Source organism: Leptothoe kymatousa TAU-MAC 1615 (assembly GCF_018739865.1).
In the GTDB taxonomy this organism is placed as follows: domain Bacteria; phylum Cyanobacteriota; class Cyanobacteriia; order Phormidesmidales; family Phormidesmidaceae; genus Leptothoe; species Leptothoe kymatousa.
In genome coordinates, this window is sequence record NZ_JADOER010000004.1 from 1,192,736 (window position 1) to 1,215,894 (window position 23,159).

Genomic DNA, 23,159 nt, shown 5'->3' on the forward strand with positions numbered 1-23,159 from the left:
ATTAGCTGCAAAATGGCGGTCATTTTACCCATTGTGAGCCTTATGCTCCTGGTGCTGCTTGGCACTAGGCTGTTTCACCACAAGCGAGAAGCCTTGTTAGCTGGGCTGATGGCCTGGGCGGTCCTGGTGACGGCGCTGACCGAGGGGCTTAGTGTGGTCAATGGTTTGAATGGCTGGCTGCTAACGGTGGCCTGGTTGCTGGTGACGGTGGGGCTGGCCTTTTTTGGGTGGCAGGCCCATGGTTTGCGATGGGGTGGCCCCCGCCGGTGGCTGATGCCGTTTCTAGACTTGCCCTGGACCCTCAAGCTATCGACGGTGGGTATGGGGCTGGCGTTGTTTGCCATTGGCCTGACGGCGCTGGTGGCGGCCCCCAACCACTCGGACTCCATGGAATATCACCTCAGTCGGGTGATGCATTGGATCCAAAATGGTTCGGTGGCCCACTACCCCAGCCACAATGTATTTCAGCTCTATCAAAATCCCTGGTCCGAGTTTGCGATCGCGCATCTGCAAATCCTCAGCCATTGCGATCTCTTTAGCGGCTCTGTCCAGTGGGTTAGCCTGATCGGTGCCATGGTTGGCGTCTCCCTAATTGCCAAGGAGCTAGGCGCTAACCGCAACGGTCAAATACTAGCCGCGATTTTTACCGGCACCATGCCCATGGCGGTGCTACAAGGGTCGAGCACCAATAACGACCATGTGGTGGCCCTATGGATGGTGTGCTTTGTCTACTTTGCCCTGCTAACCATGCGCCAAGGGGTGCGGGCTTTGCCCCTAGTGTGTCTCGGCACCAGTCTGGGGCTAGCCATTTTATCCAAAGGCACCGCCTACATCTATGCCTTTCCCTTTTGCCTATGGTTGCTAATTTGGGGCGTTCGGCATTTGGGCTGGCGCATGGTGCAACCCCTGGCGGCGGTGGCGGCCATCGTCATCGCCATTAACGGCGGCCACTACCTACGAAATTTTTTCCTCTTCAGTTCCCCCCTGGGGGTGCCCGACGAAACCGGTGCGGCCTTTGGCATCCGGTATTTAATATCCAATGTGTCTAGAAATCTGGCCCTCCATGCCGACATTGTCAGAAATCTGCACCTGGAAGGTTTTATCACCCCCATCACGGGCATTGTCGAAAAGCTCGTAAACATTCTCCACGAAATTATTGGGGTGGACATCAATGAACCCCTAATTACCAGCGCGAAGGACCCTCGATTTTATGTGCCAGGTCTGTCTTTTAATGAAGATAAGGCCGGTAATCCCCTGCATCTGGTCATTATCCTGCTCTCGTCCGGGTTGCTATTGCTCAACGGTCGTCTGCAACAGCGGCGGCGGTTGTTTATCTACTGGCTAACAACAACCGGCACGTTTCTCCTATTTTGTCAGTTGCTCACCTGGTCTACGCCCCGCTGTCGTTTGCACCTGCCCATTTTTATCTTATTTGCAGCCTTGGTGGGCACTGTCCTCGGCAATAGCCTCAATCGCAGAATTGTTAATCTGGTCACCCTTGGTTTAGTGCTGTTGTCGTTCCAATGGGTGTTTTACAACCAGATACGACCCCTGGCGGGGGACGGCAATATTTTTGTTAATCCTCGGCCCGCCCAATATTTTAAGACCCAGCCCGCCCTAGAAAAGATTTATACCGGCGCTGCGGAACAGATTACCAATCAAAGCTGTGGCAATGTGGGCATGGTGTTTGAAAATATCTCCTTCGAATATCCCTACTGGATGTTGCTGGATGCTCCACGGCGCGGGTTGCGGGCGCAGCATGTGGCGGTGGCCAATGAGTCTGCACCGTTGCAAAATAAGGGGCGCTATGGTCAGTTTGAACCCTGTTTGGTAATGCTAACGGCATCTCGGGATATTGATGCAACCTTGGATCCGGAGCTGACGGTGGATGGTCAGGTGTATCGGGAGATATGGCAGCAAACAGAAGATACGAAAACAGCGCAAAAGTCGGTGCAGTTGTTTGTTGCTCAGTAGTAGTTTTTTGATGAGATAAACAACTGTCTCCATATCGCCTGTAGGGGCATTGCATGCAATGCCCCTACAGGCATGCCTTTACCTGGATTTTTTGGATCGTTCCGTATCCCTGCTAGAAACGGGTACCCTAGGAAAACTGGACTATGGGTTAACGCATGAAGCGGAGTTTGCTAACGGCTGGGATATCGTTATTGTTGCTGGGGTTGGGTAGCGAGGCAGGTGCTCAAACTGAGCTGCTGTCTGCTACTCAATTTGTAGACCAGTTGAAAACCTGTACCCCCGCCAGTGCTTCTTTGTGGTTGCATGAGCAGATTGTGGGTTGGGACGATGGCCGCTGTGAGGTGAAAACCTATTTCACCGCTGATGATGTGGCGGCTGATAATCCGTTACTGCACTGTCGCTATAGTTCCGAGACCCTGGCTCTCCATACCGATACATTAGCCTATGGGCAGGCCCAATTTTGGGACCAAGGAGATATCCATGCGGTGCTAACCAATGTGGATGCAGATGCTGCTAGATTGACCAGATTTGAGACTGCTTTAGGCTCAGACTGTGAGCCTTTGGTGACTAGCTACCGGGTGCCGAACCTTCCTTTGAGTAGCCCTGTGGCGTATTTAGATGCTTTGAAGGATTGTGTTGTTTCTACCCACGTTACGATCGCGGACCAGATGACTTTGATGTTTCTGGGGCCTACGGTGTTGCGGTCTGAGATTATGGGCTGGAACCAGGGTCTGTGTGAGGTGAATAGCGATTTGCGCCATGCTGCATTTGATGCGGCGATTCCGTTTTCGGTATGTGCGTTGCGACCTGGTACGCTTGCTCTGCTGACGGATGAGAAATCCTATGAGGAGGCACGCACTAATAGTTTGTCTTTTAGTAGTAAGAATCCTAGGGATGTGGCGTTGTCGGAGGGAGTGAATCAGGATTGTGATATGAATCCGTAACGTTGCCCATCACCCGCCGCAGAGAACCTCCGTATCATACACTGTCCACTTTCGGCGGTTGGTGTGTATGGGCGTTGTTAGGCTGCAACCGCTTGCTTCAAGGAATTTATCAGCATGGTGCGTTCCCAACAATCTATCGGTGGGCTAGTAGGAGTTGCAGTAGGGAACACACCCTACAAGATCGGAGATCGCCTGCTGACGATCTCCAGCACGACTTTTGCCTTGAATTCGTTACTGTAGTTCCGATGTTTACTTGACATATCCCTTCCCCTTATTGGACTTTAGCTTACGCTCTTTCAGCTCTGTCCTAATTTTTGAGGTCACTACAGATTATTTCATCAACCGTTATCGAGAAGTAGTGCGAGCAGGTTTTCTTCGAGCAATTGCTTTAAATGATTCTGATCGGCTTTAGAAATATATAGGTTAGACATTACTCTAAATCGCAATATCAGGCCGGCTAGCTGAGTGGCAATCAAGGTCGCTCTCGCTCGTTTGTTTGAACCTTCAAGAATATTCATTAGGGGCTTTAATGCGCGTTCCTCTATTCGGGCCATTAGGAGTGGTCCAACCTCCGGGCTGGTAATGGAGCGAGTTAAAACTACAAAGGCATCAAATTCATCCTTTGGACCGGTGTCTACATACAGTATTGCCAGACGATGGGCGATTTCCTCTTTCTTGCCACCCAGCAGGGGCACCAGATCAAGATGTGGAAGGACTGCCTCTTTAAACAATCCTAATTTCGAACCGAAGTACCGATGGATTAGATTGATGTTTACATCAGCACGAACTGCTATTTCGCGCGTGGTTGAGGCATCGTAGCCTTTTTCATGAAAGATGTGTTGGGCAGCCGAAATGATGCGATTAGCTGTTGCTTCGGCATCTCTGTTTTTTTTAGGTGTATGGCTCACAGGGAAAACTTCACAATAGGTTGACTTTCATTTGTTTATTTGTTTATTTGTAATCACGTGATTACATCGTCTATTAGTATTTAGTGTCATTTCGCGGAGAAACGTCACCATGGCCACGAAACTAACCCGAAGACAATTAATTGTATACGGTACAACGATGGCGACGGCTGCAACAAGCCTATTCACAAACAGATCCAACGCCGATGAGGTCAGTATGAGCGAACTTAGACCTGGAAAAAATACAGTGTCTTTTTCGAGCCAGAATGAAAAGGTTGCTGCCGATGTATTCCTACCGGACGACTACAAAGAAGGTGAATCGCGACCCGCCGTCATTATCAATCCACCAGCATCGGGGGTAAAGGAACAAACCGCGGGTGTCTACGCCAAAGCTATGGCTAAGCGAGGATTTGCTGCAATGGCCATCGACCCAAGAGGGTTTGGTAAAAGTGAAGGTATACGCCAGTTACAGGATGGGTTTCGGGTGGCTGATGATATTCGAAATGGCATCAGTTTTCTCGGCACACTGGAGGCAGTCGACAAAGACAAAATTTTCGCTATAGGTATTTGTGCAGGAGCGGGGTACGCCGCCTATGCAACGGCATTTGACGCAAGGGTGAAAGCGCTGGGACTTGTTAGCCCTTACCTGACAAGTCAGGAAGAATTTTTACAACTGGTCGGGGGATCTGGACCACTGAGGACTACTTTACTGGCGGCGGCAGCAGCGGCTGAACAGAAATTTTATGAAACCGGCGAAAACACCATGACACGCGTTGTTCCGATAACGGATGATGAGATTGCTCGAGGGCGTGGTATAGCACTAGAGATGAGGGACTATTATCTTGATGGGCTACCCGGTGACGTGCCTGGCTGGAGAAATGAGTTAAGCCTACTCTCTACGAGACCCGTCCTGGCGTTCAACATTTTTAACTATACGCATATGTTCGACGGCGTACCTATCTATATGTCCATGGGTGAAGAAGCCGTTAGCGCAGAAGGTGCAATGCGTTTTTATAAAGAGATCGCTGGGAAGAAGGAGATGCTAAAGCTAGCCAAGGCGGGTCACTTTGATCTTTACTATAAATCACGCGAGGTCGAGCCTTCTGCCGATGGAATGGCAGCATGGTTTGATCAGCATGCCTAAGTATGATCCATTAGGGAAGACATTATGAAGGATACTAAACAAAATCCTACGTATTCCCGTCGATCAGTCTGTAGTCAGCGGCTAAACTTTCCGTTAATGCTTCGTGCTACACTGTTGTATTCTTTGCCTTAGGGAATACAGAGCTTCACTGGCAATATACCGGTATAAGAAAGCTTACTGAATACAAAGCAGACATTCTAACGTCAGAACTGTTTGTCTGATCTTGACCGATTGCTACCAGTACCTCTGCACCGTGCAACCCAATTCTTGTACAGTGTATCCCAGCAACATAAGGTGAAGCTGAGCGGCTGACAGAATGCTTGCGATTCAAGTTAATTATTTGAGTTCAGTCCGCTCCTGCATGAAGTTAGACGCTCATAGTTTACTGGTACATTTTGAACACTATATGCAACATTCAAAGATAAGATTCTATTTGACTTTGTAGCTCAACTTTATTTAGCCGTATCATATCTGTTGAAGATCAATAAATGTACGTTTCATCTGTTTCAGGGATTTTTCATCCTTCCATGGTTCTTTAGTCAATGGCACAGATGTTTTAAAGTATCTGCATCTAGCATCAAACTCTGTAAGGATATCTAGTTGAACGAGCCCTATTATAGATTCTGGACTTGGAACAGTAGATTGTTGCTCATAGCTAAAGTTTCCTGCTTTTAAGCAACTAAGACAGGACTGGAGTTCATTTCGATCACTGATTTGTGTGCTAATTGCGCTAAATCCGTAAGTTAAGTAAGGTTCGGTGTCCTTAATATCTATTCTAGGTTTCTTGGCGCTTTTAGGCGTAACCGGACTATGGATAACCTGTTTATCTCTCACTTGACGATCAATACACCATACAAAGCCAGGTGGATGGGTATCGTGATAGTTAAATTTCACATCTAAAGGTGAAACAACCTTAAGATACACGTTAGGCAAGCCTCGATGAGTGGAAATACTTGAGAGGAAGTCAATATTAACGTCTGAACCAAGACTACTAATCAATTTAGGGCTAAACAGAGGAATTTCTCCAAAGCAAAGAATAGCTTCTACTTCCCCTGCAACTGCATTCCCTTCTATGCGGCGGGATAGAAAAGAATCATAGACAGAAGATGAAACTATGACAGGGATACCTAGATCACAATGCCATGAATCAACTGTAGTAAGTGATAGGGCAGCATAGCTCTCGTTAGAGTCTCCAAATGGTAGACGTATAACCCCCAGAGGCGCTATAGCATTGCTAATTAAAGACGAAAGTGCAATAGGATGGCCCTTGCGTAAAGCATCTAACTCCAAGCCAAATTGCTTTAAATTATCGAGCCATAACTCTCCTGGTGAGCGTGGAAGCCATTCCATTATAAATGCTTCCTTGAATCTTATTCGATCTCCAATATAGAGTGTTTCTTCAAATATTTGTTTCCAAAAATCTTCTACTGACTCAAAAGTTCGAACGCTCTTGCCGGAGAATACAGACGTTAGTCTTTGATTTACCCACTCACTTAAATGTAAATAATTGAGGAAGGATCGAGATATAGGTTTTGCTAACTCTGTGATGATTTTCATAGCCTTTCCTGTTACTCTACTTGGTCTTACTTACCAATTTTTCTGAGACAATGAAGTCTAACGTCTAGGCTCACCGAGCCCGGACGGAAATCGTTGCTTCAAAACACGCGTGCAAGCCGGGCTTCGCGTGCATCCGTTTGTTATTCGCTGATTGGGCCTATATGTTTTTGCCACGCAATACGGTGACAGTTGCGCCGAGTGGTTCAACAAAGTGGCGTTCCATTTTCAGTGGGCCTCCGCCGGGTGGAAATGCGAACAATACGCCCTGTTTCAGTCCGGTAAGGGCCAGATAACGCGTTAGTTGTGCGACACCATCAACAACGTTTTTCATTTTGTTGGTTCGTTTCAATTCAATCAAAACCCGATCATTGGGATTGGCAATTAGCAAATCACCTCGTTCATTTGATGCGTGAGACAATCGGTAGTCCAAAGTTGTTTCTAAATTTGGCATTACGGTTGTGATGAATCCCGTCAATGCACCCATCAGTTGCAGTTCAGTCTGTACAGATGACGGATCGGTATTAATTTTCGAGAATTCCTCGCAAAGGTTCGTCACGATTGTGGGAAGATCCTCATTGCTCGTTGAGTCGATTTCGATTTCATTCTTCTTAGTGTCTGTAGATTTGACGGCATTCGCAAAAGCAAGCTGTCGAGCAATTTGGTCGATCAAAACACAGGCAAACGCTGAAACTGAAACAATCGCGAGGAAGGATTCACTATCATCGAAGTCCAATTTGTAGTCGTGGGTTGAAGGGTTTCGCCATTCCGTTCGGTAGTTGTTGAATTGGGACAAAACTCGTTCGCGAAAAATGTCATTATCCTCTAGGTAGCCCTCAATTTTGTGCAGTGTTTTCTTATTTGGGTCCTTAGAAGCGAGGACTCGATACGCCTCCTTGATGCTCCCCTCGAACGCTTGGTTGCACCTATAGATCACATCGGTAAATGCGGTTTCGTCATTTTGGTCTTGCCCGCGTCTAAGGTGTGCGAATGCAGTTTCGATGTGCGCAAGAACCGCGCGAAGCCCAGCAGTGTATTCACCATCTGCAAGGGTGTCGATCTTCGATCTAAGTGTGTCAACGAGATCCATGTGTACTTAAGGCGAATAACTATCGTTTATCCAGACTTTGTCTGGATAAATACTCCCCAGCCGGAATTATCCAGAAAGTTTCTGGATAAACCTCTTATAAGCGGATATCCCAGAAAGTTTCTGGATAATACCCTTAATCTCGGAGTTATCCAGAAAGCTTTAATGTAATTTTTAGTAGCTCAAATGTGCCATTTTGGGTGCTAGCTACAGCGCAACTGCAAAAAGTTTAGACTGCGACTACGGCAGTAATAGTTGTCGCCAAACCACTGAAATCGCCCATATATTAACACTTCTACAATTCTGTATCGTTTTCCGAAACGGGGCTGACTGCCCTTGTAGACAATTGCTAGATTAAGTTCATCAGGGTGCATTCAAACAATTCAACCCCCTTGTGCTATTGCCTTCACGATGATTAAGTAGGCCACCCATAGGCCAGTATCATCCCAGCAATAGCAAACCCATTCGGCTATCCGTAACTGTGGTCCCTATGACACAAACCTTGACCTCCCCGGCCGGTACTTCCACTGGCCTAGCCATTCGGACTCAGCATTTAACCAAACGCTTTGATCGCCATACCGCCCTGCGGGAAGTCGATTTAGAAATCCAATCCGGCGCCGTATTTGGCCTAATCGGACCCAACGGGGCCGGAAAAACCACCCTGATCCGGCTGCTGGCCATGGCGGAGTCGCCCACCCTGGGCGAAGTCTTTTTCCATGGAGAAAAATTAGACTACACCCGGCCCCAGTTTGATCTAAAACGACAAATCGGCTACTTGCCCGACGATTTTCCCCTCTACGAAGACTTAAACGTTTGGGACTATTTAGACTATTTTGCTCGTTTGTATGGTCTCCAGGATAAACAGCGCAGCCGCAGCATCCACCAGGTTTTGGATCTGGTAAACCTGGGCCACAAGCGAAAAAGCGTCATTACTAGCCTGTCTCGTGGGATGAAGCAACGGCTGGGGCTGGCCCGCAGCGTCATCCATACCCCGTCTATTTTGTTGTTGGATGAGCCTGTGTCCGGTCTGGACCCGGTGGCCCGCCAAGAATTTCGCCAGGTAATTCGCAACCTGCACGGCCTGGGCATTACGGTTTTAATCTCGTCCCATGTGCTCAGTGACCTAGCCGAGCTGTGCACCGCCATTGGCATTTTAGAATTTGGCTACCTGGTGGAAAATGCACCCCTGGAAACGCTATACCAGCGGCTGAGCCAGCAGCATATTGTGATTGGCACCCGTGGCGATCTTAAAGACCTGCAAACGGAGCTACGACAGTTTGATGCTGCCGTTCTGGTGCTGGAGGCTAAACCCCAGACGGGGCAAGTAAAAATTCGGTTTTCTGGCGACCCGGATGAAGCGGCGGATCTGCTGCGATCGCTAGTCGAAGCCAAAATCCCCCTCTATGAATTCCACTGCGAACAAGAAAGTTTAGAAGATATCTTCTTTAAGATTGGCCATCTACAGCCCACATAGCCACTGGTCTAATCTAGTTCTGTTTCCTGAGTCCTTTCCATCGTCCCACCTGAGAACACCATGCTTGGTACCAATTTGTTCACAACCCTGGCCGCCCACCACCTAGATCGCCTGGGCGATCGCAACCCCCAGCTGCTGCGAGAACTCAAGGGGCGTCTCAAACGATTTCCGGTGGTGACCGCCATTGTCCTATCCCTACTGTGTCAGATAGTGATGATGATTGGTTTTTGGGCCGCCTTGCCCGGACCTGTGCGGCTAGACGATATGGAGCTATCCACCTATCCCAGGCTGGAATGGCACGGCAAGACCTATCTTAATTCTGAACCGTTACAAGACTTGTTGCCCCAGGATATGGTCAACCGCGATCGGGCCGCCACGTCGGGGGTGGTTGTCAGTCGCATCCACGACACCATACCCGTCATGGGCGATGAAAGGTTGGGGGCTAATGCGCTCAAAGCCATTCAGCAGGGCGATCGTTTAGTGAAAATTGATGGCCAGCTGATCATGCCAAGTGAGTCCGAACTAAATGGGACTGGCTGGAAACAAAAGGTGGAAGATTTGGCCAGAACGGTGGACGGTAGACTTGTGCCCAATTACTATGACCCACTAACCCCTGAGCGCCAAAAGCTAATTAATACCACCATTGAGCTGGAGCTTCATAACCCCGAACGCGGCTACTATTCGGTAACAGTGCCCCGGGTGGCCGTCGCCCGTCAGTACAGTAGCTATTGTGTCCTGGTCAACAGTTTTCATGGTGAAAGCTGTGCCGTTAGCCAAGACAAGCAGTCGTATCAGCTAAACTGGTCTCGCTGGTACAGCGATATTTACACCGGCCTCAGCGCGTTGATTATCTTTCCGCTGATGGGGTTGGGGGTGTTTATGTTAGCCAACAACCTGGCCCAAGAAAAGCGCCGGGGTACGCTGAACTTTCTCCAACTTAGCCCCCGATCCGCATTTACCATTTTGAGTGGCAAACTGTTGGGGGTGCCGGTTTGTCTCTATTTGGCCATTGGGTTGTTGTTTCCCCTACATTGGATGATTGGCTTCAATGCAGGCTACACCGTTGGCCATTTGCTAGGGTTTGACCTCACATTGATGGGCCAAACCTTGATTTTTTATCTGGCGACATTGCTGATCGGTTTGTCGATCTCCCAGCCGATGGTGTTGGGCTTAATGCCCTGGCTGCTGGCGGCGGGGGTGATGGGCTTTAACTGGATTATGATTTTCTATGTGGGGTCTGGGGAATTTGCTCGCAATACTGAGGCCCATGTGCTGTTGTGGTCCGTGTTGTTTTCGCCGTTCTCCAGCCTGGCCTATTTTAACTTTGCCCAAGCGGCCGTAAAGTCCAATGTCAATTTGGTTTTTGGCGATTTTCGGCTTAATTTTGTCGAGTATGTTGCCCTGGCGCTGGTCCATGGCATGGGCTGGTGTGCCCTGTTGGGCCATGGCCTAGAACGGCGCTTTAGCAACGCTGATATGACCTTGCTCAAACGCCGCTTTAGCTATCCGCTAACCTTGGTTTTTGCGGTTCTGATGGTGGGCCTAACGGGTACGCGCGTTAGCAATGCCGATGTGCCTTTTCATCTGGTGCTGATTGGCTTTTTTAGCCTGGTTTACTGTATTGCGTTGATGGTGGCCCTGTCTCCAGCCCGTCAAACTTTGAAGGACTGGACCCGGTTTCGCCATGCTAAACCTGCCCATGAAAGACTGTCGCTGCCTACTGATTTGGTGCTGGGGGAGACCAGTTCTCCGGTGGTTGCGATCGCGCTTAACCTATTGCTGTTAACCAGCCTGGTGGTCATAGCCTTTGTCGGCATTTACCCCCATTTTCTTCCCACTACATTGGAGGCGCTGATGTTTTTCGGCTGCATCTTAATGTTTGTCGGCTCGATTTTGTTTTCCACCCTGGTGAGCCAAACCTTCCTCATGTTTCCCCGCAAGAAAAACTGGATGTGGCTGAGCGCAGTGGGCAGCATTAGCTGTTTAACCTTTCCCTCCATCTCCATGATCATGGTCATTGTTGTCCATGCCCCCTCCCCCGCCCACACCCACCTGCTGGGTCTGCCAGCCCCCGTGGCCATATTAGCGCTGCCCCTCAGCCTGTTAAGCACACTGACGATGATCCTCGGCGTTGTCCACACCCGACAGCTCATGCGCTCCGGGCGTTCCGAATCGCAACAACTGCTGAGTCAGGCGTAGTCGGCGGCGCTGTGGTGAAGCGAATGCGTCTGCTCTGGTTTGTGCGCTCATTAGCCGCAGTCAGTGTGCTCTCGTTCGCGCTGTCAGGCAAAGCCGGAGTCATCGCCTATTTGTTGTTTATAGTCCTACCCGTTTCTGTCATGGTGGGTCTGTTGCTAGCCCTGATGGCTGCGCCCATGGTGGGGATTGTGCGCCGGTCCTTTGCAGCCGGGTTTTGCACGATCCGCACCATGGTAGAAGGGGGCCTGCTGGCGGGGCTGTTGGTTGCCGTTATTTGCTGCCATCTCATTGGTGAACCATTGGTAGAGGAATTGGCACATCCAGACCGAGCCGGAGACGGCATGTTGGGCATTACCTATCAAGGCATGGTGTTAGTGTATGGGGTAGTACCCACCAGTTTTATCGGCAGTATTCTGGGAGGAGTTTTTAGTTTGGCTAAAAGAAAAAGCTAGTTGCTCAATTCGTCTCAACTGTCTGGCAGAGTTCCATTAGGACGGTTTTGCTGTGGCTGTGGACCTGTTTGGCCCGCTCAACAATGTCTGGCGAAAACTCTTGGGATAGCTGCCGCTGCGATCGCACAATTTTCCCGGCCTTAATCTTCCCCTTAGAGTCCCCCACCCCTTTCATACCGGTGGTTTTTGTCACATTATATTCTTCGGTAAATGGAGCCTGGGTTTGTAAAAACTGTTGCAGCGTCGTCAGTACCTGGGGCGTATTGTCCAACAGTTGTTCATAGGTCACCACCAGCATCCGCTGCGGATCGTTGATCAGCCGCGCATACTCTACTAGCATGGCCATGCGTTCAGCATAATACTCAATGGTATCCTGCTGATTCCAATGGGGTTTTAGGTCGGCAATGCTGGCCAAACTGCGCTCCGGTTCCCGCAACAAAAAGAGACCGTAGATCTGGTCCGACGTGAGAAAATCGTGATCCAAAAACTTTTTGTTGTGTAACACCTTGTCCATCACATACCGATGGTCCATTTTCAGGTTTTGGATATCTTGTAGGGTGCGAAACTCCTGGGCCTGCCAATAGACCTTTTTCAACAGCACCTTAAAATCATGGGCGTCGGTGTAGTTGGTGTGGGTTTCTCCGTAGCCAATTACCTCTGGGTTGGTGGTTAACAAATGGGTGAGCAACGATGAGCCGGAGCGCATATGGCTCAACAGCAGTAGAAACCGATAGGGACTAGAACGAAAGGCAACACTGTAGGGGCGCTTAGCGGCATCAATACGATAGCCAAAATAGTTTTGCACCCAATCGTTTTTCGATTCACGAATTTGCTGTCGCCACTGTGCTAGTGCCATCGGTTTGCTTGAAAAGGGGAAGTTAACTATACGGTACCCAACCAGACTGTCTAGATTCCTAAAATTAGAAGTGTCCCTTGAGCGGAGTCGAAAGGGCGCATCGGTTGGGGTATAGCTTCGACTCCGCTCAGCTAGCACGGGGACAGTGCCTAACATCGGGCCGTTAGGTTGGATGTCGGCCTAAGGCGGAGCGATTTTTTGGGAATTGGGAATTAGGAATTTTCGCGGTCTTGCTGCTGCAAATATCGTTCAAAGGTTTTATCCAATTGTTTGGTTTCCCCTAGCCAATAGGCCAGCAGGGCATGGCCAAAGGCCCAGGCATTTTGCTCGGGCAACGTATCGTTGTTGAGCAGCGTGGGCCATAGGGCGGCGAGGTCAAAACTGTGGTTTTCGGGCTGGATCAGGTTAAACAGGTCGTAGGCCAGCTGTAGTTTGCCGATGACCACGGGGGCCTGCTCTACGGGAATGGTCTCCATTAAGGCGTTGGCCAACAGTTGCGAGCCGGTCATCATTTGGGAGATGTACCGCAAAATTGGGCTTTTGAGCAGCTCTGTCACCCCGCGGGTGGTGGCCATTTGCAGGGTGTACTGGTCGATTAGTTTGGCGGCGGCTCGGGCCAGGGCGGTTTGGTTGGTTAAAAATCGCGCTAGCCGGTATTGCTTGGCATCGCCTAGGGTCTCTACTAGCTTTAGGGCCAGGGCATCATCATTCCAGGCGCTGCGGCTGGCATCGTAGGTGACTAGGGGAATAACGTTGTCGTGTTTGAGGGTGTCCATGCGATAGGCAACGGCATCGCGAATGGAGGCTTCCTTGGGCCGCTGGCCGGTTTCCCATTGGTAGGGGGGCTGCCATTCGCGTATTGGCCGCAGCCGATCTACCTGGGTGAGGGCCACGACGGTGGGTGGGTTTTGTTCGGTGGCTTTGAGGTCGTGTAAAAAGGTTTTGTCGCTCTGTAGGGCTGGATCCAGGGCGGGGGTTACTAAAACAAGTAGGTCTGCGATCGCAGCCTGGTCCAGCACCAACTCGCGAAAATCCTCCCGCTCAATTTGTTCATACCCCGGCGAATCAATCAGATTTAGCACCTCCCCCGTTTCCAGCTGCCAGCGATATTGCTGGATTTTATCGGTGCTGGGCAGCACGTCCACCGCCGCCAGCTCCGTCTTAAACAGGGTATTGATCAAGCTGCTTTTGCCCGCCCCGGTGCGCCCCACCAACATTAAGGAGACCGGCTTTTTTTCAACGGTGTCAGCCGGTGTGGCCGTTTCCAAAATGGACTTTAGCGTGGCTGTTTTTGCCTCTAACCGGGGCGCTGCTGGCTGGTCTGCGGCAAAGATGGCCGGCAGTGTTTCCCCGCCATATAGGTTGGCCGCCTGCTGGGCCAGGTTGCGCAGGGCCGTTTCCCGCAGCAGCTGACTCAGGTTTACCAACAGCTGCTGGTTGGCCTGGGTGGTACTTTGCTGGCTGGCCGCTCTGGCAGCGGCAGCGGCGGGGTTTATCAACCATTGGGCCCAGCTCCAGGCCCGCCACAGTTTGCCCATGGAGGGTTCCAGTCGGCGGTAAATTTCATAGGCTTCGTAGGCCTGGCCGACGGTCACTTGGTTTAATACCGGAGCCAGCTGGGTCATGGCCCGGTCCATATCGTCCACGGTGCCCCGAATCAGCCCATAGGCCTGGGGCACATAGATATTGAGCAGGGGATATTTCACCGCCGGGTGGTAGTGGTTCGAAACGGTGGCCACCACGGTTTGGCACCGTTGCCAAAAGGCAGGCCAATCGTCCCACACCGGCGGGTCTTCTCGGGCCGCTAGCAAAATTGGCTGCAGCGATTGTTCTAGCGCCTGGTTATGGCCATTTTTGGCCGTTACCGAGGTGAGCTCTGCCTGCACCGCGTTGACAATGCGCTCAATTTCTTTGGGTTTGGTCCAGTGCACCAGCAGCCAGCGCCAGCCGACAAACATTAGCAAAATAACGGCCCAAATCCAGGTTAATCCCCAGGCCCGTAGTTGGATGCCGGCGGTGATCATCACAAAGGCAACCACAATGACCACCGGCAGAACCAGCACTATCAACTGCCATCGCTTGAGTTGAACCATTGCCACGTACCTGAGGATTTTTCCCAGTGTAAGTAGGTATTTAAGTTAATGAAAGGGCAAACATCCGAACCTAAGAGTTTGGGAAATTAGACCGTGACCGTTTTCTGCGCCTCTGTAAGCTGCTTTAGCTCCTGTAGCAGCGTTTGTTCGTTGTAGGGTTTCGAATAATAGCCCGTGGCCCCTAAATTCATGGCCAGCTTGCGATGCTTTTCACTACTGCGGGAGGTCAACATCAAAATCGGCAGTTCGCTAAATTCGTCCCTATCCCTGAGTTCTTCCAACACACCGTACCCATCCAGGCGGGGCATTTCCACATCACAGATCACGGCTTCAACCGTAAGGCCGTTGGTCAGTCTGTCTACGGCATCTCGACCATCTTTTGCCTGTTCCACCAGGTAGCCCGAGCGTTCTAACGTGGTGGCTAAATAGCGACGGGCATGGATAGAATCGTCGACGACTAAAATTCTGGCTGTTTTGGCGACTGCGACGGGCTGCGTGGGTTCGATCAGGGCTGGTTTGGGGCCGTCTACGATCCACTCGATTAGCTGCACGGGTTCAATTACGGGAATGACGCGACCATCGCCTAGGACGGTAACTCCGCTGAAGCCAGGGGGAAGGGGTATGGGGCTAGCCACCGAACGGAGGGCGACTTCTTGTTCTTGCCAAAAACGGTCGATGGTTAATCCGTAGGAGATTTTGCCTTCGCCCACAACAACAACAATGGGGCGGTTAATGACGGGTTCCCCACTCATTTCTAACTGGCGGGCACCGGGGGGATTGTGCCAATGTTCCCCCAGGTGTATCAGGGGAATCGTGCTGTTGTTCCAGCTAATGGCGGACTGTTCCATTTCGGCTTGGGGGAGCCGAATAATTTCTTGCACCATATCGACGGGTAGGGCGAATATGGTGCCGCTACGCTCTAGCAGCATCACCCGCAAAATTGATAGGGATAGGGGAATGCGAATGGTGAAGGTGGTGCCCTGACCGACCGCTGTGGAGACTTGGATATTGCCCTTTAGGGTTTTGAGGTTGTTGCGTACCACATCCATGCCCACACCCCGACCCGATAGCTCAGTGACGGTACTGCTGGTGCTAAAGCCGGGTTCAAAGATGAAGGACAATAGCTGTTGGCGATCCATGGCTGCAACCTGGTCCGTGGGTAGGTTGTATTGGTGAATGCGATCGCGCACCTGGTCTAAATTGATGCCTTTGCCGTCGTCCTTGAGGGTAATCTCCACCTGATTCCCCCGATTGATTGCCCGGAGGGTGATGTTGCCCACTTCAGGTTTTTGCTGGGCCTGCCGTTCATGGGGCTTTTCAATGCCATGGTCAAAGGCATTGCGCAACAGGTGCATCAGCGGATCGCTTAGCTGATCCAGGGCAAATTGTTCAATTAGGGTGGTGGTACCCTCTAGGGTGAGGGTGACCGGTTTGTTGTATTGCACCGACCAGTCGCGCACTACCCGAGGAAACCGACGCACAATGTCTTCAAACGGGCGCATCTGGGTTTGGGTGATGCGATTTTTTAGGGTGCGGCTCGTATAGTTGAGGCTGCCGACCGCCTGGTCAATTTCGTTTAAACCCAGCTCAATATCTCGGCTTACCTCCTCCAGTTTCACGATGGTTTCCATGTGGTCCTGGGTCAACAAATGGAGTTGGGAGTAGCGGTCAAATTCTAGGGCATCTAGGTCTTCGACGGTGGCAATGGAGCTGCCGTTTGCGCCATTTGCGCCGTTTGCGCCGTTTGCGCCATTTGCGCCATTGCCCAGGGCGGGGACATTGTTTGCGCCGTTGGCTTTGGCGGTGGGCCCTTCGCTGGACGCCTGGTCATACCACTGACGCAGTTCTTTGCTAAAGGATGACAGGTCCATCATCCGCCGCTGCATCAGCTCACTGTAGGTTTGGAGCTGCTCGAGCTTGAGGTTAATGGCATTACGGTCCAGAATTAAGGCTTCGAAGGTGCTGTTAATTTGTCTGAGCTGGTCCACAGACACCCGAACGGTGTCGGTATTGTTGGCGCTAGGTGCTGCGGCCTGGGGGGGCGCGTTCAAGGTCACCAGCGGAGTTGTTGTTGCGTCTGCAACGGCTGGGGCGGTCTCTGGGGTTGCCCCTGGCGTTTCTAGGGTGGCAAACTCTCCTCGAATGGCGTCTAGGTCCAAAGCCCCGTTGGCCAGTAGCTCATCCCCAGGCAGCTCGGCCAAGGCCTGGGGCGCTGTGGCGGAGAGGTCGGTTTCTGCTGGAACCAGCTCAGCAATATCCAGGGGTAGTGGGTCTAAGCCACCGGGAAGTTCTTCGGGTAAATCGAGCGCGGCTGGCTGGGCGCTGTTCGTGTCGGATTTTAATGCGGTCGGTAGGCCCTCTGTGCGCCCTAGGGTCACGAGGGAATGGCTGCGGCGCCAGGCTTTTACCGCCTGCATTGCGATCGCAGCCACTGTGGCTGGCTGGGCCAAAAGACTTTGCTGCTGCACCGATTCACACAGGGCGACAAACGGGTCTAGCTGGGCCATGAGCCCAAATTCTGTCATCTGCTGGGCGACGCTTACCAACGACTGCCTAAGCTCTTCCCCCTGCAACTGGGTGCATTGTTGTTCAAAGGCCTCCAGGGTATCTTCAACGCTGGTGGTGAAAATTATAAAGTCAAGGTTGACTTCATTTTCTGCCGACAGCAGACGCGCTTCATCTTCGGGGGTAAGCCCCCCCAGACGTCGATTGAGCTGTTCGAAAACAGGGGTAACATCATCGGCTAGCCACTGGGGGGCCACCGGTTTTTTATCCTGGTAATGTTGTCGCACGTGGCGGAGGCAGTCTACCCCTTTCAACAACAATGTTTCCAGTTCCGTATCCACCGGTAGCTGTCGGGCCCGCAGAATTTTAAATGCGTCTTCTAGATGGTGGGCGGCCTGGCTGAGTTCCACAAAGCCCATCATCCCGGCTGTTCCCTTCACAGAGTGGGCCGCCCGCATGGCAATATCAATTTGACCCGGTAGATTGTCCGCTATTTTTAGCCCTAGCAAAACGCCTTCAATGTCCCCAAAATAGGTTTCAGCTTCTGCTAGAAAAGTCAGACGAGCCTGCTGCTCTTTGTCTAGTGCCATGGCTTACTTTTCAACCTTAAATTGCTCAACGGATGCCTGGAGTTTCTGAGCGACCTGGGCGGTCTCTTGAATGGCCTGGGCCACCTGATTAGAAGATTGGGACTGTTTTTCGGAGGTCTTGGTGGCCTTCTGCATCAGCTCGGTTACGGCCTTGGATACCAGGGTTTGGTTGGTGGTAGACGCCGAAATCTCTTGCATCAGCTGGTTAATTTTATCTGACTTGGCCAATACCTCTTCTAGCTGCTTCTGGGTCGCTTCCACCTGTTGGCTACTGTCTACCACCTGGGCCGTACCGGTTTCAATGGCGGCGACTACTTCCTGGGTTTCTGTTTGAATTTCGGCCACAATTTGGGCAATGGTTTTGGTGGCACCGGCAGATTGTTCTGCCAGGGAGCCCACCTGCTCTGCAACCGCCGTAAAGCCTTGCCCCAGTTCGCCCGCGCGGGAGGCCTCAACGCTGGCGTTTACCGCTAGCAAGTTGGTTTTTAGGGCAATTTCATCAATCAGGCTGACCGACTGGGCAATCTTCTGGGCTGATTCCCCCAATCGCTTAATCTTTTTCGCAGTTTCACCCACCGTGGAACGCAGTTCTAGGATACTGTGGGCGGTTTCTTCCATGGACTGGGTTCCAGCCTGGGCCGTGGCGTAGGTGTCATTGGTGAGGGTGGAGGCCTGGGTGGCGTTGTCCGCAACGGTTTGAATGGAGCTGTCCATTTCCTGTACGGCGTCCATGGCCTCTCGTAGGGATTGCACCTCTGCAATGGCCTGGTCTGCTAGGGTCCGAATTTGTTGTTCGTTATCTAGCAAAGACTGGCTTACATCTCCACTGGATTGTTTTACGGTGACGGCGATGTCTCGCAGGTTCTCAATTACGGCGTTGAACAAGTCAGCCACAATGCCCACGTCACCGGGGACTAGCTTGGCCCGCACGGACAGATCTCCGTCGGCGGCATCCCCCACTTCTTCCATTAGTTCGGTAATCTCATTTTCGAGGGTTTCCCGTTCTTTACGCTGTTCTTCGGTTAAGGCTTTCTGGCTGTTGAGCAGTTCTTGAATCTGTTCTAGCAGGGTGTTAAAACTTTGTCCCAAAATTTGGGTTTCGCGGGTGCCTTCTAGGGCGGCGCGGGTTTCTAAGTTACCAGATGTGGCTGTTTGAGCGGTTTCCGTCAGGGTTTGTAGGGGGGCCGCCAGCTGTCCCGCCAGTAGTCTGAGGATGGCGGCAATACCCAAGCCCAATATCAAGGCCGTACCGGCGAAAACAATCAGCAGTTTGCTGCCAGCGGAGTTAATCTCCGCCAGGTTTACCGATGCGATCGCAACCCAGGCCGTTCCTGGCACCGTCGTTAAACTATATTCCCTATCCTGGTAGGTGACGACCGCCTCTAAAAACGGTTTTCCTGCTTCAACCTCGAACCGTTCCAAGCTTAGAAGCTTACCCTGAATCTGGTCATCAAAACTTTGCTTGAGGCCCTTCATATCTGTATCTGCCCCCGTATTCGCCAGCTCAGCGATCAATGCCTGGGAGGTTTGAACAATGGCATTCCCCCCCAAAACCTCCACTAAACCGTCTTGAATACCATCGACCGTAATTGAAGAAAATGCCACCCCATTGCGGGTATCCACGATCTGCACTTGCTGGGTACCACTCAAGGCTGTTGCGGTATAGGTGGCAATCCGCTGACTCATCACCGTGGTGGGAATTATCGCTTCCATCACCCCGAGAAATTCACTGGAGTCAACGGGGCTAATCGCCTCGGCAATGGCAATACTGGCAACACCCGTGGATTCGTCAACCTTAATCGGTTCAACGAACTTTGTGTTGGCTTTGGCCTCTGTCCACCATTCTTCATCCCGTTGGACAAAATCCTCCGGTGGTTTACTAAAGGCCACATTAAACCCGTGGCTTTCAGTTACCGAAAGCTGGGTCATGCCCTCAATCTTAACCACGTCCGATAGGTATTTATTGAGGACACTGTTGCGGGCAATTAGTTTATTTTGGCCAAATTCTTGTTCTAAGGCTTCAATCGGCTTTTTGGCGATACCCTTGGTTTCGACTTGCTGATCAATCTGGCGTAGCGTTGCCTGAATTGAGGGGTTTACCAGTACACTTTCAATGATTTTGAAGTTATCTTCCACAAATACACTAGCGGCCTCACTGGCCAGGAACGATTCTTCCGTCAGCAAGAATAAGGCCTGATTTTGCTCACTGCGGCGGGTTACCGCAATTCCTAGACCACTGGCCACCGCTAGGGGGAGCAATGCAACCGGCAATAGGGTTTGTAGCAATCGCTGGTTCAGAGGCTGCCCTTTGCCCAACCCCAGCTTTGCCAACGACGCTGACCTAAGGGAAGGCTTCCCAGGTTTGGCTGAAGATTTTTTGTTGATGGGGTACTGCTGTGCGGTCATAGGGCTTTTCAGGCTGCTTGAGTTTTCAAAAAAAGTGAACGTTGCTGACGTTTGGGCCGTAAATGATTGCACTAGGTCGATTAGCGGGGGTGGCCAATCGATTGATCGCTTAAATCAGCAACCGAAGGTAATGTCAGCACAATTAATCGAGGGTCGGTCGCTGAGAATTGCCAATTGCCTCGGCACTGAGAACAAGAATAGTTTTCCCGTTTATGACAACCTGTCCACTTAAATAGGGCTGCAAGTTAGGATCTACCTCAGTCTCAGGAGAAACAATGGTTTCTAATGGCAACCGGATAGAGCCCAAAATTTTGGGTACAACCAACCCTAGGAAAAGGACGTCATTGGCGCTGTCCTCAGTCGTGGTTCCAGGTAATGTGCGAATAACAACCACCTCATGGGTTTGAGACGGTTCTAAAGCAATTGGCAGCTTTAACAACTGGGCTAGATTCACACCCCAAAAAACCTGTCCCTTAGAACTCATTAACCCCATCACATGGGGAGCCATGGCGGGCATGGACGTAATCCACTGGGGAGAAATTAGCAGCGTTTCTTCAACCCAGCTAAGGGGAATGGCAATAATTAAATCCGAGGTCAGCTGAATGCGCAGAAACTGCTCCCCCACAACGGGCTGGGGGTTAAATAAATCGGGCAACAGTTGCTGTAGCCGATCCACGGGTTTTAGTTCCTGGGACGTTTGCTGAGAAGCGGTTTCCATGGCATCTACCTCAGACTACATAGTGGCGCTACGGACGGCATCCACTAATTGTTCAGCGGTGCAGGGTTTTACCACATAGCCCACCACACCTTGTTTTTTAGCCCAGCTTTTATCCATTTTCCGATCTTTTGTCGTGCAGGCCACAATGGGAATATCGGCGGTGCTGGGTTCTTTTTTTAGCTTGCGGCACAGTTCTAATCCGGTGATGTCGGGCATGACTAAATCAGTCACAATCACGTCGGGGCGATCGGATTGGATTTTGTCAATGGCCTCTAAACCATTCAAAATACCAGTGACTACATAACCGGCTTCTTCTAGGTAGTGGCTGATTAGGTCTAGTTCAGACTTGACATCATCAATGACTAAAATCTTTTTGACCATTAGTTTGAATAACTCAAAGCTACAACAATTTTTTTAGGCGAGAAATATAGGTGGTTTAGGTCTATATTCTTATGTCTATGAGACTTGGATTTCTAAATAGGTTTCCATGACTTTCATCAGCTGGGCCTTAGAAAAGGGTTTCTCCAAATAGTCAGTGGCGCCAGAGGATTCAGCAGTGGCTTTATTTAGGGGGCTAGCATTGCTGCTAATCATGATGATGGGCACATCTTTAAACACGTAGCTGCGCTTTAAGATTTGGCACAGAGAATTGCCATTTATACTCGGCATAGACACATCCATCAGGACCAGGTCTGGACTCATGGCGCAGATTTTAGCCACTGATGCCACTGGGTCAATAATGGTTTTGAGTTCAAATTGATTGGGATCTAAATAGCTATCGATTTGTTCCAACATGGCCTGACTATCGTCAATGCAGACAATCAGGTGGCGGCGAGAACCGGGGCTGTTCTCGGGCTCACTGGGGGATTTTTCTGCAACAACAGTATTCCCCGAGGAATGATTATTCCCTGAGGAATACTCATTCCCGGAATGGGCATTCCCGGAATGGGCCTGAGGATTATTCTCTGGCGAGTATGGGTGCTGCGCCGCGATCGGTTCGACCGGTGGTGGGGCAACCAATACGTTGCCGTGGGTACTGTGTTCACCCACGTGGCGCCCTTGGGGCATAACAACAGTGGCCGTGGCTGCTGCTGTCGCGTGGGCTAGCTGGTGGGGCGTGGGCAATGCGGGCAGACGATCTAGGGGAGAGACCGGTGGCCACAGCTTGATAGCGCGATCACAAATATAGGGATATAGCAGCTCGGCTAAAGTGGCTTCGTCTTGGTTAATGGTGTGGGCCAGTTGGCGAATGCTGGCACCTTGCATTAAGCGTTCCAGGGCCTTTAGCATTTGTGCAGACAGGCGGCCTTGGGGAACAGACTGGTAAAGATCGTCCGGTGTATCGCAGTAGGGCCGCTGGTGAGGAGAAATAATGCGATCGCATACAGGTTGCCATGCCTGTTGGCGTTCGGACAAAAACTGCATGATGGACTCAATGGGCGCACCATGGAAGCTGGCATACCACGTATCTGTGGGGAGAGGGTGCCATACAACATCGGCTGTGTCTAAGCCCAAAAGAGACTCAATCGCATCCTCAGTTAGCTTAGTTAGAGTGTGTTTCGCCTGCTCTACACCCAGTGCTTCATAGCGAATTAGACCCCGCACAATATCACTGGTCCAGCCAAGGGCCTCCAGGCTAGGGGCATCATGCTTCCATTTATAGGTTTCCGACCGAATCAGCCGCCAATAAATAGATAGGGCGGACTCATACCCCAACCTAGGTAAAATAGCTTCTAGGGCCATCAAATATTGCAATGAGTGGGCTGCAAACAGCACTTGACCATTGCGAATATCCAGGCACCAGCTTACGTTTTCGCCCGTAATTTGGACTCGACCATCACGGGAAGAATCCAAAACGCTCTTAAAAAACGACGTTATTTCAAACTGACCATTCATAGAGTAGTCCTAAGAATATATTTGAAAGCACTCGGAACTGGGGAGCCTTTTAAGAAAGTTGGCTAAGAGCAAGTAGGGTGGACCCTAGCGTTCCCCCAAAGTGCTGTTGAATCACTAAATGTTCTCTAACAGCGTTTGTTTAGACAGTGCCTGCGGCATGCCTAGCTAAGGCAATATTCATAATTGATGCCCCATTTCCCCTAAAACTGGCTAGTTAGGAGCTGTTAAAAAACTAATTCACAGATTAAGAATAAATGTGCCACTCCATTTCTGTGTGACGTAAAGGCGATAGGACTAACCTTAGAGATTGGAAATTAGAAAAGCACCGAAATAAGTATTTAACCCTAATGAAGTTAACCGAA

The 23,159-nt window shown here is 50.8% G+C and carries 16 protein-coding genes; 6 read left to right on the forward strand and 10 right to left on the reverse strand.

Annotation, left to right across the window (positions count from 1 at the left end; all coding sequences use genetic code 11):
- Positions 1-12: 12 nt before the first annotated feature.
- Complete coding sequence (locus IXB28_RS07300) at positions 13-1,974, forward strand: glycosyltransferase family 39 protein (RefSeq protein ID WP_215617864.1); 1,962 nt, start codon at positions 13-15, stop codon at positions 1,972-1,974.
- A 155-nt stretch (positions 1,975-2,129) separates the two neighbouring features.
- Complete coding sequence (locus IXB28_RS07305) at positions 2,130-2,918, forward strand: hypothetical protein (protein WP_215617865.1); 789 nt, start codon at positions 2,130-2,132, stop codon at positions 2,916-2,918.
- A 338-nt stretch (positions 2,919-3,256) separates the two neighbouring features.
- Here the strand turns inward: IXB28_RS07305 and IXB28_RS07310 are convergent, their stop codons facing one another.
- Entirely contained in the window at positions 3,257-3,826 is a 570-nt protein-coding gene (locus tag IXB28_RS07310) for a TetR/AcrR family transcriptional regulator (RefSeq protein ID WP_215617866.1), read from the reverse strand.
- Positions 3,827-3,935: 109 nt separating this feature from the next.
- Here IXB28_RS07310 and IXB28_RS07315 point away from each other — a divergent pair, with 109 nt between their 5' ends.
- Entirely contained in the window at positions 3,936-4,967 is a 1,032-nt protein-coding gene (locus IXB28_RS07315) for an alpha/beta hydrolase (protein WP_215617867.1), read from the forward strand.
- 465 nt (positions 4,968-5,432) lie between these two features.
- Here the strand turns inward: IXB28_RS07315 and IXB28_RS07320 are convergent, their stop codons facing one another.
- Both IXB28_RS07320 and IXB28_RS07325 read right to left on the reverse strand, forming a co-directional pair.
- A complete protein-coding gene (locus tag IXB28_RS07320; protein WP_215617868.1) occupies positions 5,433-6,524 on the reverse strand; it encodes a hypothetical protein in 1,092 nt (363 codons plus the stop codon).
- A 157-nt stretch (positions 6,525-6,681) separates the two neighbouring features.
- Positions 6,682-7,611: a GxxExxY protein gene (locus IXB28_RS07325; RefSeq protein ID WP_215617869.1), complete on the reverse strand. Its 930-nt coding sequence runs from the start codon at positions 7,609-7,611 to the stop codon at positions 6,682-6,684.
- Positions 7,612-8,098: 487 nt separating this feature from the next.
- Here IXB28_RS07325 and IXB28_RS07330 point away from each other — a divergent pair, with 487 nt between their 5' ends.
- From IXB28_RS07330 to IXB28_RS07340, 3 genes are read left to right on the forward strand one after another with little or no spacing between them, the layout of a single operon-like run.
- Positions 8,099-9,082 (forward strand): ABC transporter ATP-binding protein, encoded by a 984-nt coding sequence (locus IXB28_RS07330; RefSeq protein ID WP_215617870.1) that lies wholly within the window; start codon positions 8,099-8,101, stop codon positions 9,080-9,082.
- A 60-nt stretch (positions 9,083-9,142) separates the two neighbouring features.
- The gene (locus IXB28_RS07335; protein WP_215617871.1) at positions 9,143-11,281 is read left to right on the forward strand and encodes an ABC transporter permease; all 2,139 of its coding nucleotides are present in this window, start codon (positions 9,143-9,145) and stop codon (positions 11,279-11,281) included.
- A 23-nt stretch (positions 11,282-11,304) separates the two neighbouring features.
- Positions 11,305-11,733 carry a hypothetical protein gene (locus IXB28_RS07340; RefSeq protein WP_215617872.1) on the forward strand — a complete coding sequence of 143 codons (429 nt, stop codon included), beginning with the start codon at positions 11,305-11,307 and terminating at the stop codon, positions 11,731-11,733.
- 4 nt (positions 11,734-11,737) lie between these two features.
- On the opposite strand, the gene IXB28_RS07345 is transcribed toward IXB28_RS07340, so the two are convergent.
- The 7 genes from IXB28_RS07345 to IXB28_RS07375 form a co-directional block, all read right to left on the reverse strand.
- Positions 11,738-12,589, reverse strand: a complete 852-nt coding sequence (locus IXB28_RS07345; protein ID WP_215617873.1) for a sulfotransferase family protein — start codon at positions 12,587-12,589, stop codon at positions 11,738-11,740.
- A 212-nt stretch (positions 12,590-12,801) separates the two neighbouring features.
- A complete protein-coding gene (locus IXB28_RS07350; protein ID WP_215617874.1) occupies positions 12,802-14,682 on the reverse strand; it encodes a GTPase family protein in 1,881 nt (626 codons plus the stop codon).
- 86 nt (positions 14,683-14,768) lie between these two features.
- Positions 14,769-17,777, reverse strand: a complete 3,009-nt coding sequence (locus IXB28_RS07355) for a hybrid sensor histidine kinase/response regulator (protein ID WP_215617875.1) — start codon at positions 17,775-17,777, stop codon at positions 14,769-14,771.
- Between the two features lie 3 nt (positions 17,778-17,780).
- A complete protein-coding gene (locus IXB28_RS07360) occupies positions 17,781-20,183 on the reverse strand; it encodes a methyl-accepting chemotaxis protein (RefSeq protein ID WP_215617876.1) in 2,403 nt (800 codons plus the stop codon).
- 142 nt (positions 20,184-20,325) lie between these two features.
- Positions 20,326-20,901 (reverse strand): chemotaxis protein CheW, encoded by a 576-nt coding sequence (locus tag IXB28_RS07365; protein ID WP_215617877.1) that lies wholly within the window; start codon positions 20,899-20,901, stop codon positions 20,326-20,328.
- 15 nt (positions 20,902-20,916) lie between these two features.
- Complete coding sequence (locus IXB28_RS07370; RefSeq protein ID WP_215617878.1) at positions 20,917-21,282, reverse strand: response regulator; 366 nt, start codon at positions 21,280-21,282, stop codon at positions 20,917-20,919.
- Between the two features lie 75 nt (positions 21,283-21,357).
- Positions 21,358-22,797, reverse strand: coding sequence for a response regulator (locus IXB28_RS07375; protein WP_215617879.1), 1,440 nt, complete (start codon positions 22,795-22,797; stop codon positions 21,358-21,360).
- Positions 22,798-23,159: the final 362 nt, after the last annotated feature.

Coding starts and splice junctions, on each gene's coding strand:
- IXB28_RS07335 (WP_215617871.1), top strand. CDS start 9,143: ATGCTTGGTACCAATTTGTTCACAACCCTGGCCGCCCACCACCTAGAT.
- IXB28_RS07330 (WP_215617870.1), top strand. CDS start 8,099: ATGACACAAACCTTGACCTCCCCGGCCGGTACTTCCACTGGCCTAGCC.
- IXB28_RS07350 (WP_215617874.1), bottom strand. CDS start 14,682: ATGGTTCAACTCAAGCGATGGCAGTTGATAGTGCTGGTTCTGCCGGTG.
- IXB28_RS07365 (WP_215617877.1), bottom strand. CDS start 20,901: ATGGAAACCGCTTCTCAGCAAACGTCCCAGGAACTAAAACCCGTGGAT.
- IXB28_RS07340 (WP_215617872.1), top strand. CDS start 11,305: ATGCGTCTGCTCTGGTTTGTGCGCTCATTAGCCGCAGTCAGTGTGCTC.
- IXB28_RS07360 (WP_215617876.1), bottom strand. CDS start 20,183: ATGACCGCACAGCAGTACCCCATCAACAAAAAATCTTCAGCCAAACCT.
- IXB28_RS07300 (WP_215617864.1), top strand. CDS start 13: ATGGCGGTCATTTTACCCATTGTGAGCCTTATGCTCCTGGTGCTGCTT.
- IXB28_RS07355 (WP_215617875.1), bottom strand. CDS start 17,777: ATGGCACTAGACAAAGAGCAGCAGGCTCGTCTGACTTTTCTAGCAGAA.
- IXB28_RS07305 (WP_215617865.1), top strand. CDS start 2,130: ATGAAGCGGAGTTTGCTAACGGCTGGGATATCGTTATTGTTGCTGGGG.
- IXB28_RS07345 (WP_215617873.1), bottom strand. CDS start 12,589: ATGGCACTAGCACAGTGGCGACAGCAAATTCGTGAATCGAAAAACGAT.
- IXB28_RS07320 (WP_215617868.1), bottom strand. CDS start 6,524: ATGAAAATCATCACAGAGTTAGCAAAACCTATATCTCGATCCTTCCTC.
- IXB28_RS07370 (WP_215617878.1), bottom strand. CDS start 21,282: ATGGTCAAAAAGATTTTAGTCATTGATGATGTCAAGTCTGAACTAGAC.
- IXB28_RS07325 (WP_215617869.1), bottom strand. CDS start 7,611: ATGGATCTCGTTGACACACTTAGATCGAAGATCGACACCCTTGCAGAT.
- IXB28_RS07315 (WP_215617867.1), top strand. CDS start 3,936: ATGGCCACGAAACTAACCCGAAGACAATTAATTGTATACGGTACAACG.
- IXB28_RS07375 (WP_215617879.1), bottom strand. CDS start 22,797: ATGAATGGTCAGTTTGAAATAACGTCGTTTTTTAAGAGCGTTTTGGAT.